Annotated in this window: 11 protein-coding genes; 7 read left to right on the top strand and 4 right to left on the bottom strand. The window is 68.1% G+C overall.

What is annotated here, in order from left to right; genetic code table 11:
• Nucleotide 1: 1 nt before the first annotated feature.
• Nucleotides 2-832, bottom strand: a complete 831-nt coding sequence (locus NVS83_RS20090; RefSeq protein ID WP_258740904.1) for an HTD2 family dehydratase — start codon at nt 830-832, stop codon at nt 2-4.
• Between the two features lie 92 nt (nt 833-924).
• On the opposite strand from NVS83_RS20090, the gene NVS83_RS20085 reads away from it, so the two are divergent.
• The 3 genes from NVS83_RS20085 to NVS83_RS20075 are packed head-to-tail and all read left to right on the top strand — an operon-like array spanning nt 925 to nt 3416.
• Nucleotides 925-1146, top strand: a complete 222-nt coding sequence (locus tag NVS83_RS20085) for an acyl-CoA carboxylase biotin carboxyl carrier protein subunit (RefSeq protein WP_258734053.1) — start codon at nt 925-927, stop codon at nt 1144-1146.
• Nucleotides 1147-1148: 2 nt separating this feature from the next.
• The gene (locus NVS83_RS20080; RefSeq protein WP_258740903.1) at nt 1149-2510 is read left to right on the top strand and encodes an acetyl-CoA carboxylase biotin carboxylase subunit; all 1362 of its coding nucleotides are present in this window, start codon (nt 1149-1151) and stop codon (nt 2508-2510) included.
• 33 nt (nt 2511-2543) lie between these two features.
• Nucleotides 2544-3416 carry a TrmB family transcriptional regulator gene (locus NVS83_RS20075; RefSeq protein WP_258740902.1) on the top strand — a complete coding sequence of 291 codons (873 nt, stop codon included), beginning with the start codon at nt 2544-2546 and terminating at the stop codon, nt 3414-3416.
• Between the two features lie 43 nt (nt 3417-3459).
• Here NVS83_RS20075 and NVS83_RS20070 read toward each other — a convergent pair whose 3' ends face one another.
• From NVS83_RS20070 to NVS83_RS20060, 3 genes are read right to left on the bottom strand one after another with little or no spacing between them, the layout of a single operon-like run.
• Nucleotides 3460-5655, bottom strand: a complete 2196-nt coding sequence (locus NVS83_RS20070; protein WP_258740901.1) for an acetate--CoA ligase family protein — start codon at nt 5653-5655, stop codon at nt 3460-3462.
• A 10-nt stretch (nt 5656-5665) separates the two neighbouring features.
• The gene (locus NVS83_RS20065) at nt 5666-7201 is read right to left on the bottom strand and encodes an acyl-CoA carboxylase subunit beta (RefSeq protein WP_258740900.1); all 1536 of its coding nucleotides are present in this window, start codon (nt 7199-7201) and stop codon (nt 5666-5668) included.
• Nucleotides 7202-7251: 50 nt separating this feature from the next.
• The gene (locus NVS83_RS20060) at nt 7252-8328 is read right to left on the bottom strand and encodes a mandelate racemase/muconate lactonizing enzyme family protein (protein ID WP_258734048.1); all 1077 of its coding nucleotides are present in this window, start codon (nt 8326-8328) and stop codon (nt 7252-7254) included.
• A gap of 411 nt (nt 8329-8739) precedes the next feature.
• On the opposite strand from NVS83_RS20060, the gene NVS83_RS20055 reads away from it, so the two are divergent.
• The 4 genes from NVS83_RS20055 to NVS83_RS20040 all read left to right on the top strand — a co-directional run bounded on the left by NVS83_RS20055 (nt 8740) and on the right by NVS83_RS20040 (nt 12763).
• A complete protein-coding gene (locus NVS83_RS20055; protein WP_258740899.1) occupies nt 8740-9711 on the top strand; it encodes a Bug family tripartite tricarboxylate transporter substrate binding protein in 972 nt (323 codons plus the stop codon).
• 79 nt (nt 9712-9790) lie between these two features.
• Entirely contained in the window at nt 9791-10297 is a 507-nt protein-coding gene (locus tag NVS83_RS20050) for a tripartite tricarboxylate transporter TctB family protein (RefSeq protein ID WP_258740897.1), read from the top strand.
• Between the two features lie 7 nt (nt 10298-10304).
• Entirely contained in the window at nt 10305-11831 is a 1527-nt protein-coding gene (locus NVS83_RS20045) for a tripartite tricarboxylate transporter permease (protein WP_258740895.1), read from the top strand.
• Nucleotides 11828-12763, top strand: coding sequence for an HpcH/HpaI aldolase/citrate lyase family protein (locus NVS83_RS20040; protein ID WP_258740894.1), 936 nt, complete (start codon nt 11828-11830; stop codon nt 12761-12763). The genes NVS83_RS20045 and NVS83_RS20040 overlap by 4 nt, the downstream gene beginning before the upstream one ends.
• Nucleotides 12764-13228: the final 465 nt, after the last annotated feature.

The following is a 13228-nucleotide window of genomic DNA, read 5'->3' as shown; positions in this document are numbered from 1 at the left end:
ATCAGGGGCGGATTTTTGCCTCGACGACGACAGCTCCCGCCTGGTCGCGGGCCCAGAGCGCGTAGCCCTTGCCGTCCTCGGCGCCTTCGAGATGGACAGGCGTGCCGGCGAAGACCGGCCGCATGGCGCGGAAAGAGAAGCCGCCGATCGCCATCGTCGGGCGCTCTTGGCGGAAGGCATCCACCAGCAGCGTCGCGGTCAGCTGGCCGTGGACCACGAGACCGGGATAGCCCTCGACCTCACGGGCATAGGGCTCATCGTAGTGGATGCGGTGGGCGTTGAAGGTGACGGCCGAATAGCGGAACAGCAGCCGCGTGTCGGGCACCACGCGATGCGACCACAGGGCGCCGCCGGGCGCGGGCTGGGGCGGCGGCGCCGGCTCGCCGGGTGCGGGAGCCTCGCGATAGACGAGGGTCTGGACCTCGGTCAGCATCAACAGGCCCCCCTTGAGATAGGAATGGTTGACCGTGACGAAGGCAAGCGTGCCGGTGCGCCCGTTCTTGACCGACACTCCGGCGATCCGCGAGCGCTTCTCCACCGTGTCGCCCACGCACATCGGCCGGTGGAAGGTGATCTCGCTCGCCGCCCACATGCGGCGCGGCAGTTCGATCGGCGGCAGAAAGCCGCCGCGCTCTGGGTGCCCGTCCGGTCCTAGCCCGGCCTGAGGCACCAGCGGCTGGAAATAGAGCCACTGGCCCGTCGGCGGCAACGCGGTGCCGATCTCGACGGTGCCGGCCTGATCGAGCGCCGCGTACAGGCCCGCCAGCGGCCAACCGTCCAGCTGCGCGACCGCCGTTTCGATGCGGCCGATCCACCCATCGAAGCCTGTCATTACACCTCCCCTTATCGTAGTTGTCATTGCAACTACTAATGCGGCGCTTTACAGTGCGCGTCAATGCCGAACGAGGCATCACGGAGGAAGCAGTGGCTAAGGTCGACATCAAGACAGAAATCACCGGCAACGTCTGGAAGATCGAGAAGGCCGTTGGCGACAACGTCGCTGAAGAGGAAGTCATCCTCATCCTCGAATCGATGAAGATGGAAATCCCGGTCTCCGCCTCCGAGGACGGGGTGATTCTCGAAATCCTCGTCGCCGAGGGCGAAACCGTGACCGAGGGTTCGGTCGTCGCGCGCATCGAGGTGTGACGATGAAAAGCGTCCTCGTTGCCAATCGCGGCGAAATCGCCTGCCGGGTGTTCCGCTCGGCCCGCGCGCTCGGCCTGTCCACGGTGGCGATCTATTCCGACGCCGACGCCCGCGCCGCCCATGTCGAGGCCGCCGACCGCGCGGTCGGCGTCGGCCCGGCGCCCGCGCGCGAGAGCTATCTGCGCGTCGAGAAGGTGCTGGAGGCGGCCCGCGAGGCCGGCGCCGACGCCATCCATCCCGGCTACGGCTTCCTCTCGGAGAACGCCGAGTTCGCCCAGAGCGTGCTCGACGCCGGGCTGACCTGGATCGGCCCTTCTCCGCACACCATCCGCCAGATGGGCGACAAGCAGCGCGCCCGCCAGATCGCCGCGGAGGCAGGCGTGCCGGTGGTTCCCGGCAGCGCCCGCTTCGAGCCGGGCGAGATCGAAGGGTTGGCGCAGGCCGCCGAGGCGGTGGGCTATCCGCTGCTGGTCAAGGCGGCGGGCGGGGGTGGAGGCATCGGCATGCGCCGGGTCGACGGCCCCGAGAAGCTCATCGACGTGGTGGTCGCCACCCAGTCCATGGCGCAGAAGTCCTTCAACAATGGCGCCGTTTTCCTCGAGCGTTTCGTGCCCAAGGCCCGCCATGTCGAGATGCAGGTGTTCGGCTTCGGCGACGGGCGGGCGATCCATCTGTTCGAGCGCGACTGCTCGCTGCAACGCCGCTTCCAGAAGGTGATCGAGGAAGCGCGTGCCCCCGGCCTGCCCGCCGAGGTGGCGGACGCCATGGCGGCGGCCGCGGTGCGGCTGTGCGAGGCGACGGCCTACAGCGGCGCGGGCACGGTCGAGTTCATCGTCGACGCGGAGAGCTTCGAGTTCTTTTTCCTCGAGATGAACACCCGCATCCAGGTCGAGCATCCCGTCACCGAGATGATCACCGGCCGCGACCTTGTGGCCATGCAGATCGAACTGGCGCGCGGCACGCTTGGTTTCGTGCCGCAGGACGAGGTCGCCGCGCGCGGCCACGCCATCGAGTGCCGGCTCTATGCCGAGGACCCGGCCAAGATGTTCATGCCCTCCCCCGGCCCGCTTACCACTTTCCGGCCGCCGCCGGGCATGGCGCATCTGCGGGTCGACAGCGGCTATCGCGAAGGCGACGCGGTAACTCCGTTCTACGACCCCATGGTCGCCAAGATCGTGGTCTGGGGCGAAAGCAGGGAGGTGGCACGGCTGCGCGCCATGGATGCGCTGCGGGCCTTCTCCATTGACGGCATACGCAACAATCGCCATTTCCTGCTGGCGTGTCTGGCCGATGACGACTTCGCCGCCGGCGACGTCCACACCGGCTTCATAGACGCCAATCGCGGCCGGTTGCTCGCGGCCTGAACTGGCGCCCCGCGGGGCACGACGGAGACGATAGTGGCAGGCAAGCTGGCCGTTGAGGCAAATGAATCCGACCCTCTTCTCACCGACCTGAAGCGGCTCGGCTTCACCGAGTACGAGGCGAAGATCTACGTCCAGCTGCTGCGCACGCCGCTCTCGACGGCCTACGAGATCTCCAAGGGCGCCAACGTGCCGCGGCCCAATACCTATCACTCGCTGGAAGCCCTCGCCCAGCGCGGCGCGGTGCTTCCGGTGAGCGAGAATCCGGTGCGCTACGTGGCGGCCCCGCCGGACGAGTTCCTGGCCGCGCTCTCCAACCAGACGCAGGCGCTGTGCGAGGACCTCTCCAAGCGCCTCACCTCCGTCGCCCCCGCCCCGAACGACCAGTACGTGTGGATGCTGCGTGGGGAATCGAGCGTCCATTCCAAGATCGAGACGTTGATCAAGGAGAGCCGCGTCTCAATCTGGATCAAGGCCAGCGACACCGTGCTGCGCCGGCACACCGACGTACTGCGCGAGGCGGCGGCGCGCGGACTCGACATCTTCATCGTGCTGTTCGGGCCGGACGCCGAGGAATTCCGCTTCGGCCCGACCTGCCGGGTTTATATCCATGAAGGCAATGGCGTGCGCATGGGCACGACCGACAACCTGTTCACGGTGTCGATCGACCATGTTGAGACGCTCACCGCCGCAGTGGAAGGCGAGGTGATCGCCTCCTACACGCGCAACGGCCCGATCGTGAACCTCGCCGAGTCGCTGGTTCGCCACGATTATTACATGGCCGAGATATTCGCCCGGCTCGGGCCACAGATCGAAGAGGAATTCGGCCCCTATCTGCGCGACCTGCGCCTCGCCTGCTTCTCGCCCGAGCAGGCGGCCTCCTTCAAGCACCGCACCGGCCTCGACTAATCGGCCCCAATGGGAAAAGGGCGGGGAGCCCCACCCTTCCTGCTCACCGCCGGCCGAGCTGGCGCTCGATATGCCCGATCCCGGCCAGCGCGCGCGCCGCCGGGGCAATCTCGTCGAACACCGGCACCCCGATCGCCCGGGCTTTCTCGCGGTAGTGGCGCCGCCGCTCATCAAGCGCCGCCGAGCCGTCGGTGCGCAGCGCCAGCGCGAAATGCGCGCCGCCCGGCCATTTCGCCTTGGTCTGCTCGACCACCACGAACAGGTTGTCGATCGGGTCGACCGAGCCACGACCGACAAATGCGGACAGGTTGAGGTGCATCAGCACCGCGTCCGGATCGGCGTGGCCGTAGACGATGTCGAGGATCTCGCCGGCGACGAAGCCGTCCTTCTCCTGCAGCGTGCGCACCGGCGTGTCGATCGGGTTGGCCACGCTGGTGCCCGGCGGCAACTTCATCGCCTCCAGCCGGTCCCGTGCCTCCGGTGCGTAAGGCGCGACCTCCAGCCCAGCGGCGGCGAAGGCGTCGGTGCCGAGCACGCTCGATCCCCCGCCATTGCCGAACAACGTGACCGCGTAGGTCGGCTTGTCCGGGCGCAGCGTGAAGTGCTGGAGCGCCAGCAGCATGTCGATGAACTCGTCGACTGTGGCGACGATGCTGACCGGCGTCTGCTTGCCCAAGGCCTCCCAGCCCTTTTCGTCGCCGGCCAGCGCCCCGGTGTGCGAGGCCGCAGCCAGCCGGCCGAGCGCGGAGCGCCCGCCCTTGAGGATGACCACCGGCTTGCTCGCGCCCTTCAGCATCTCGAAGAAGGCACGCCCCTGCTTCACGTCCTCCAGATAGAGGCCGATCGCGCGGGTCTGCGGGTCCGCAAGGTAATAGGCCAGCAGTTCGTGCGGCTTAACGTCGGCGCTGTTGCCGATCGTCACCGCACCGCTGAAGCGCAGCCCACGCCATTCGCCGCGCTTGATGATATCCGTGGTCAGACCACCCGACTGCGAGACGATGCCGACCGTGCCGACCTCCTTCGGCGCGTCGGAGGGGAAGGTGAGCCCGCCACGCGGCGAATAGGTGCCGAGGCAGTTCGGCCCCAGCACCCGCACCCCGCCGGCCCGCGCGCCTTCGATCAGCGCCTCCTGAAGGGCCTTGCCCTCCTCCAGCTCGCCGAAGCCGGAGGAGATGACCTGCGCGATCCGGCAGCGCCCGCCCGCCTTGGCAAGGATGCCGGGAATGCGCTCGGCGCCGACGGCGATATAGGCATAGTCCACCGGCTCGGGGGTGTCGGCGAGGCTGGGATAGGCCTTCAGCCCCTCGATCTCCTCGGCCGCCGGATGGATCGGATAGATCTGCCCGGCATAGCCGAACGCCTTCATGCGGCGGATGAAGGTATTGGCGATGGCGACGTCCTTGGTCGACGCTCCCAGCACCGCCACGGTGCGCGGCTCGAACAGCGGCCGGAACGTGTCGAGGGGAGAGGCCGACGAGTCCGTGCCGGCGTCGACGCTCTCCGGAGTCGGCGACAGGATCACCCGTGCGTCGACCGCCACCGCGCCGTGCGAGGAGACGATGACCGGGTTGAGATCCAGTTCGGCGATGTCGGCCTGGTGGCGCATCAGCAGGCCGTCGGCCCCGCCGATGCGCAGCATGACATCGACCAGCGCCGCCTCGTCCACGCCCGCCTCGCCGCGCGCGCCCTTGAGCAGGGCGCGGCCCTTCAGCTCGCCCAGCATGGCTTCGGCGTCGCCCGCGTCGATCGGGCAGATGCGGAACGCAACGTCGCGCAGCACCTCGACGAAGATGCCGCCGAGCCCGACCATTATCATTGGCCCGAACTGGGGATCGCGGTAGCCCCCGATCACCATCTCGCGGCCGACCGGGACCATCTCCTCCACCAGCCAGCCGTCGACGCGGGCGGCGGCGATCAGAGGTTTGGCGGCCATGGCGTCGACCGCCTCACGAACCGCTTTCGCGTCGGCGAGGCGAAGCGTCACGCCGCCGGCGTCCGATTTGTGCAGGATGTCGGGCGAGACTACCTTTACGACGAAGGGCCCCTCGAGATTGGCCGCCATGGCGGCGGCCTGCGCGGCGTCGGCGGCGAAGCGCGAGCGCGGCACCCGGATGCCGGACTCGGCCAGAAGCGCCTTGCCGGTCGCCTCGTCGAGGCTGCCGCGTCCCTTGCAGCGCGCCTCCGCGATCAGGGCTTGTGCGCTGGCAGCGCGCAGCGCCGGAGTGTCCTGTACGGTCATGCTCGCCTCCTCAGTAGCTGGTCGGCCAGGTGCGCATCAGGTGCTGGCCGACGCCACCGGACCGTCGGCGGCGCTGGATCTCGAGCATGCGGATGATCCAGGCGCGGGTTTCCTGCGGCTTCACCACGTCCTGTGCTGAGAAGATGCGGGCCATGTCCCAGATCTCGAGATCCTTCTGGATATGTGCCAGCGCGTCCTCGAAACCCTCCTGCCCGGCGGTCAGGTTGTGGACGATGCTGGTGGCGAACACCGGGTCCATGAAGCTCACCTCGGCGCTCGGCCAGGCGATCATGGCGTCGTTGTGCGCGCCTCCGCCCATCGCCACATAGGCGCGTCCATAGGCCTTGCGGCACAGCACCGTGACCGAGGGCACGGTGGTGAGGCAGGTGGCGTTCATGAAGTTCATGATGTGGCCGGGCGCCCCGCGCCGCTCCGCCTCGGTGCCGACGACGAAGCCGGGTGTGTCGACGAGGCGCACGATCGGCAGGTTGAAGCTGTCGCACAGCACGGTGAGGTCGATGATCTTGCGGCAGGCCTCGGCCGAGAGCGCCCCGCCACCGACCTGTGGATTGTTCGCGACCACGCCGACCGCCTGCCCGTTGAGACGTGCGAGGCCGACCACGGCGGACTTGCCGAACCGGGCCTTGATCTCGAAGAAGCTGTCGCGATCGAAGATCACCTCGATGATCTTCTTCATGTTGTATACCTGCGTGCGCTTCTCCGGCAGCACGTCGAGGATTCGGTCCTGCCCCTCGCCCGAGCCCTCGGAGACCGGCGCGACCGGTGCCAGTTCGCCGCTGTGGCTCGGCATGTAGGAAAGGAAGCGGCGGATCGCTGCCATCGCCTCGGCGTCGGTATCGACGAAATGGTCGATGAGCCCGGTCTGCTCGGCGTGCAGCCGCCAGCCACCCAGTTCCTCCAGATCGACCTTCTCGCCGATCGCCATCGAGACTAGGCGCGGGCTCGACACCGACATGATCGAGCCCTTCTTCATCACCGAGAAGTCGGCGCAGCAACACAGCCAGGCGGAGGAGCCGAAGGAAGTGTCGAGCGCCGCCGCTACCCAGGGCGTTTCGCGCATGCGCTTGAACTGGGTCGTGTCGTTGCCCAGCAGCGTGCCCATGCCCTTGGAACCCATGGCGTCGGGCAGCCGGGCGCCGGTGGACTCGCCGATATGCACGAAGGGCATGCCGCGCTCGGTACAGGTGCGGCGTATGTAGCCCATCTTCTTCGAGTTGGTGGCGCTGGTGGAAGCGCCCTTGGTGGTGAAGTCGTTCACCACCACACCCACCTCGCGCCCCTCGATCTTGCCGAAGCCGGTGATCTTCCCGTCGCGCGGGGTGGCGTCGACGTCGGCGTCGAACACGCCGGAGGCGCCCAACATCCCGACCTCGAAGAAGGTGCCGGGGTCGATCAGCGCGTCGACCCGCTCCTGCGCGTTGAACTGGCCGCGCTCGGTGCGCTTGGCCAGCTTGTCGGGGCCGCCCATGCGTTGCGCGCGGGTGCGGCGCTCGTCGAGTTTGGCGAGCATTGCGTCGTGAGGCATCGTGACATCCTGCGTGAGGCGGAGGGAGCGGCTGGCGCGTCGGAGGCGCGTCAGGCGACAAGTTCGTGGGTTGCGGTGGTGGCCCGCGCGACCGCGTCGCGATCGAGTTGCGGGCGGTAGCCGGCGGGCATGCGCACCTCGCCGTCGACGAAGGGCAACGGATTGGCGAACAGGCCGGTCCTGGGCTTGAGGAAGCCGTTGAACTCGCCCGCATTGTCGACCGTGTCGCGCGCTACGCAGGCTTCGAGCCAGCCCTGCACCTCGCTGCCGAGCCCGTCGCCCAGCACCGGGCTCATGCCGTTGGCGCGCACCGCGTTCAGACCCTCGGCGAGCCGCTGCAGGCTGCCGAATCGCTTGAGCTTGAGCTTGCAGAAGCCCACCCCCTCGATCCCCGCCGCCCGATCGATGTCGGCCAGCGTGCAGATCGGCTCGTCGAGCATCAGAGGCACGGTCGAAGCGGCGGCGACGGCGGCGTTGGCCTCCCAGTCGTCGGAATCGCAGGGCTGCTCGAACAGCTCGATGCCGGAGGGGTCCAGGCGCGAGGCGAAGGCGATACCCTGCGCACGGCTGAAAGCGCGGTTGGCGTCGAGCCGCAGCGTCGCCCGCTCACCGACCGCCTTCTGAATCACCGCAACGCGGGCGAGATCGGCCTCGACATCCTTGCCCACCTTCACCTTGAAGGTGCGGAAACCCTGGCCGATCCATTCCTCGACTTCGGCGACGATCGCCTCGGGCTCCAGCGCGTTGATCGGCGTTAGCAGCGGCTGGCTGCGCGCATCACCCACGTCCAGCAGGTCGCTGCCTTCCAGCACTTCGATGGCCGCGGTGAGCGCGGTGGCGGCCACCTTGCTGCTGGCGAAGTCGGCAAGGACGATCGCCTTCGCCTCCTCCGGCGTCTTGCCGAGGACGGCGTCCATCTTGGCGAGGCAGAACGCCCAGCCGCCCTCGCGGGTTTCCGAGCTGGAGCCCGGCGAGATGTGCGCGTCGGCGAATCCGGTCCGTCCGTCGCTGTCCTCGACCTCGACCAGATACGGCTCGAACTCGTCGAAGGTCCGGTAGGACAGGCGGTAGGGCCGGATCAGCGGCAGCCGGAGCCGGCTGAGACGTATGCGTCGCAGATGCGTCATGGTGGCGTTTCCCCCGGGGAGAGCATGCGGCGGCAGCGCTGGTTTCCAGCCGCGGCGCCGCTTCGACCAGCCGCCCGCCTGCCCCGCTCGATTAGTTGTTGCTATTGCTACTACGAACTTTTAGAGTGCGCAACGTGGATCATTCGATCCCATGCCGGCCGTGCGGTCCGGTCCTTCCGGGGGACGGCAGGACGGACGCGGGGCTCGTAAACGGACCGAGGAGCCGGCACCTCTCAGCCGGCCCCGGACACGACTTCCGATTGCTGCTCGTCCCTCGTCCCAGGCCCGAGGATGAACGAAACGCCGTGACGTGCTGCCTGTCGTGGGATTGGATGGCCTGAACTCGAAGAACCAGAACAAAACTGGCGACAGAGCCCGCGCCAAAGGGCCGCCAGACTAGGGAGAATGGAAATGCTCACACGCCTGCTGAGGGCTGCGGCTATCGCCGCTTCCCTGTTCGTGGCTCCGGCCGTCGCCATGGCCGACTATCCCGAAAAGCCGATCCGCTATCTGCTGCACGTCTCGCCGGGCGGCGCGACCGACGTCATGGCCCGTAAGCTCGCGATTGCGATGGAGAAGACTCTCGGCGTTCCGCTGGTGGTGGAAAACAAGCCGGGCGGGCGCGGCGCGACCCAGCTCGCCGATCTGGCTTCCGCCAAGCCGGATGGCTACACCATCGGCGCCGTCACCTCGACCCATATCGGAGCGTTCAACCAGACCCTGAAGCAGTACAACGTCGACAGCTTCGACTGGATCGCGCGGCTGGTGAACGAGCCGTATCTGATCGTGGTCAACAAGGACAGCAAGATCAAGTCCTTCAAGGATCTTGTCGACGCCGCCAACGCCAAGCCGGGCAGCGTGGTGATGGCCGGCTTCGTGCGTGGTTCGGGCGGGCACTTCGCCTGGGAGATCATGGCCCAGTCGGCCGGCCTCGACAGCAAGAAGGTGCGCTGGGTGCCGTTCGACAGCGTCGGCGACGCGGTGACCGCCGCTCTCGGCGGTCATGCCGAGGCCGCCATCGCCTATGTCGACCTGGTCAAGACCTATGTCGACGCCGGCAGCCTGCGCGTCATCGGCATCATGTCGGAGGAGCGGGCGCGCCAGTTCCCGGACGTGCCGACGCTGAAGGAGCAGGGCTTCGACGCCGACACCTCCTGGCAGCAGATGCGCGGCATCATCGGCCCCAAGGGCATTCCCGAGCCGATCAAGGCCAAGCTTGCCGCAGCCGTCGAGCAGGCGCTGAAGACGCCGGAGCTGGTGGCCTACATGGACGAGTCGTCTCTCATCGCCTCCTTCCAGCCCCCGGCCGAGTTCACCGCCACCGCGGCCCGGGAGAACGCGCTCACCAAGGAATGGATGGAGCGGCTTGGGCTGACGCGCTGATGTCCGCCTCGTTCCGCCGGAGGCCGCCGCGCGCGGCCTCCCCTTCTCGGCCTTCCATCATGAGAGCCTGACCGTGACCATGGCAACGCAACATGAGGAATCCGCCCTCGACCACGCGGTCGAGGAGGACGAGGACTTCACCTTCCGCCTGGAATTGGGCGACGTGCTCGTGGGCGCCGCGCTGCTGGCGCTGTCCATCACCTTCTGGGTGCTCGGCGCCCAGATCGATGATGGCGGCGAGGGGAGTATCGGCGCGGCGACCTTTCCGCGCGGCATCGCGCTTCTGCTCGGCATTGGCGCTCTTGTCCTGTTCGCCAACGGGCTGCGCCAGCTCGCCGCCGGCCCAAGCGGGCATTGGGTGACCATCGGGCGGCCGCTGCGGGTACTGATGGGCATCGCCCTGATGCTGGCCTTCGCGCCGGCCATGCGCGCCGTCGGCTATTACCCGACCATGGCCGTCTATCTCGCCGCGACGCTGTGGGTCGCCGACTGCCGCCGGCCGCTGCTCATCCTCGCCTATGTCGCCGGCTTCCTGCTGTTCAGCAAGCTCGTCTTCGAGATGCTGCTCTCGATCCCGCTGCCCTGAGGTTCCCATGATTGACGGTTTTCTCGCCGGTCTCTCGGCTTTCTCCTCGTGGCAGGTCATCGCTGGTCTGTTCGGTGGCGTCGTCATCGGCTACATCGTCGGCGCGCTGCCCGGCCTATCTGCCGGCGTCGGCATGGCGCTGCTCATCCCCTTCACTTTCGGCCTCGACCCAGTCGTCTCGGTGGTGATGCTGGTCACCCTCTACATGGCGTCCGAGTATTCCGGCGCCATTCCGGCGATCCTGATGAACACACCGGGCGAGCCTTCCTCCGCCATCACCGCGCTCGACGGCTACCCGATGCGCGAGCGCGGCGAGGCAGGCGAGGCGCTGACCCTGTCGATCCTCAGTTCGGCCGTCGGCTCGGTGATCAGCACCGTCCTGCTGATCTTCTCCGTGCTCTGGATGACCAAGATCGCGCTGGCTTTCGGCCCGGCCGAGTATTTCGCGCTCGCCGTGCTCGGCCTCAGCCTGATCTCGACCCTGGCCGGCCATTCCGTGCTGCGCGGCTTCATCGCCCTGCTGTTCGGCCTGCTGCTGACCACGGTGGGCACTGACCCGGTGGACGGGGTGATGCGCTACGTCTTCAACGACGGGCTGCTCGGCGGATTCCCCTTCATCGCCGCGCTGATCGGCCTGTTCGCGCTCTCCGAGGTGCTGCGGATGCTGGAGACGCCCGGCAACCGCACCACCCCGCTCAAGGCATTGCCGGGCCTCTCGGCTCAGATCGGACTACTCAAGCCGCACACCGGCAATATGCTGCGCTCGACCTTCATCGGCTACATCCTGGGCGTCATCCCCGGGGCCGGGGCGACCATCGCCTCCATCACCGCCTATTCGGTACAAAAGCGGTTCTCCAAGTCGCCCCAGACCTTCGGCAAGGGCAATCCGGAAGGCGTCGTGGCCGCGGAGACCGCCAACAACGCCTGCATGCCGGGCGCGCTCGCCCCCATGCTGGCGCTCGGCATCCCCGGCAAGGCGAGCACCGCCGTGCTGGTGGGCGCGCTGGCCATCCAGGGCGTGCGGCCCGGGCCGCTGATCTTCACCCAGCACCCCGAGATCCCGTACTCCATCTACATCGCGCTGCTGGTCGGCATGCCCTTCATGGTCATGCTCGGTCTGTTCGGCTCGCGCATGTGGGTGCGGCTCACCACCATCCCCGCTTCGGTGGTCACCGCCATCGTGGCGGCGACCTGCCTGCTCGGCACCTATTCGGAATCCAACGAGATCTTCGCCGTCGGCGTCGCGGTCGGCTTCGGCATTGTCGGCTATCTACTCGCCAAGGTTGAGATCGAGCCGGCGCCGATCGTTCTGGCGCTGGTGCTGGGCTACATGATGGAATCGAACTTCCGCCGGAGCCTTGTCATGTCGGGCGACGACATGACGGTGTTCCTGCGCGAGCCGATCTCGGCGGTCTGCCTCGGGCTGGCCGCGATCATCTTCGTCGCCCCGCTGGTGCAGACCCTGCTGGGCCGGCGACGCCGGAGGGCGGCCGCCGGAGAGACGCCGGTCCTGTCCGAGGAGGCCTCGCGATGAGCGCGGACCATCCCTTGCGCAGTGTGCTGTACGTGCCGGGCGAGAAGGCGCGGGCGCTGGAGAAGGCGCGCGGGCTCGACGTCGACGCGCTGATCATCGACCTCGAGGACTCGATCGCTCCGGAGATGAAGCCGCAGGCGCGCGAGAGCGCCTGCCGCACCATCGCCGCCGGCGGCTACGGCTTCCGCCAGCTGGCGCTGCGGGTGAACCCGCGCGGCTCGGCGTGGTTCGCCGACGATCTGAAGGCAGCCGCCGCCGCGCGGCCTGACATGGTGGTGCTCCCCAAGATCGAGAGCCTAGAGGACCTCGCCGAGGCGTCCCGCCGTCTCGACGACGCCGGCGCCCCGCCCTACCTCGCCCTGTGGGCGACGATCGAGACCCCGCTCGGCCTGCTGAACCTGCGCGAGATCGCGCAGGCGGGCGTTGGAGCGGGTGCGGGCGGGCGACTCGCCGCGCTGGTGCTCGGCACCAACGACATCGCCAAGGATACCGGCGTGCAGCCCGGCGGCGATCGCGCGGCGCTGGTGCCCTGGCTGCTGCAGGCGGTGCTGGTGGCCCGCGCCTACGGGCTGCGGGTGTTCGACGGCGTCTACAACGCCTTCTCCGACCTGGAGGGCTTCACCCGCGAATGCACGCAGGGCCGCCGCCTTGGCTTCGACGGCAAGACGCTGATCCACCCCTCGCAGATCACGTCCGCCAACCGGGTGTTCGCCCCTGCGCCCGACGACGTGGCGCAGGCGCGTGCCATCGTCGACGCCTTCGCCCGGCCGGAGAACGCGGAGAAGGGCGTGATTACGCTCGGCGGCCAGATGGTGGAGCGACTGCACGCGCAGTCCGCCGCCCGCCTCTTGGCACTGGACGCCGCGATCCGCGCTCGCGCGTCCAGCCCGGTCGACAAGCCCGCGACAGGCCCGGCGCCGGCTGGCGCATAGCCGCTGGCGCCTCGGGGCGTTGCCGGCATGCAGCCCGCGGTGGCCGTTTTTTCCCTGGAAGCGGCAAGTAGGCCACCCGATTGGCAATCTGCAGCCGTATGCGCCGTGCCCAGATATGCATGGGCTTCAGGGAAGGCGTGGGACCGACGATTCGGGCCGGCGCCTTAAGGCTCGTCCTGTAGATGGGTCTCTCGATGGGCGCGCATGGCATTCTCCTTCCGAGAAGCAGGCCCCAGTTAGCCCACGGCCTCGAGAGCCCGTCAGGGAGACGTCGAATCCGGCATGCCGGCGCCAGGAACAGACCTTACTAAGCGCATGCCTGAACGTCGGGTATGGGGCCGATTCCGTTGAAAAACTCGGCCTGTGAGGCGCGCCGGCACGAAGGCGGGTTTCGCCGGTGGACGCCTTCTCCGGTCATGCCGGGCTGATCTGCGGTCCGCCCGGGAGGAGCTTGGCGAGCTTCCT

This window comes from Ancylobacter mangrovi (genome assembly GCF_024752335.1).
GTDB classification, from domain to species: domain Bacteria; phylum Pseudomonadota; class Alphaproteobacteria; order Rhizobiales; family Xanthobacteraceae; genus Ancylobacter; species Ancylobacter mangrovi.
Note: the sequence above shows the minus strand (reverse complement) of the source record. Positions and strands in the feature narration are given on the sequence as shown.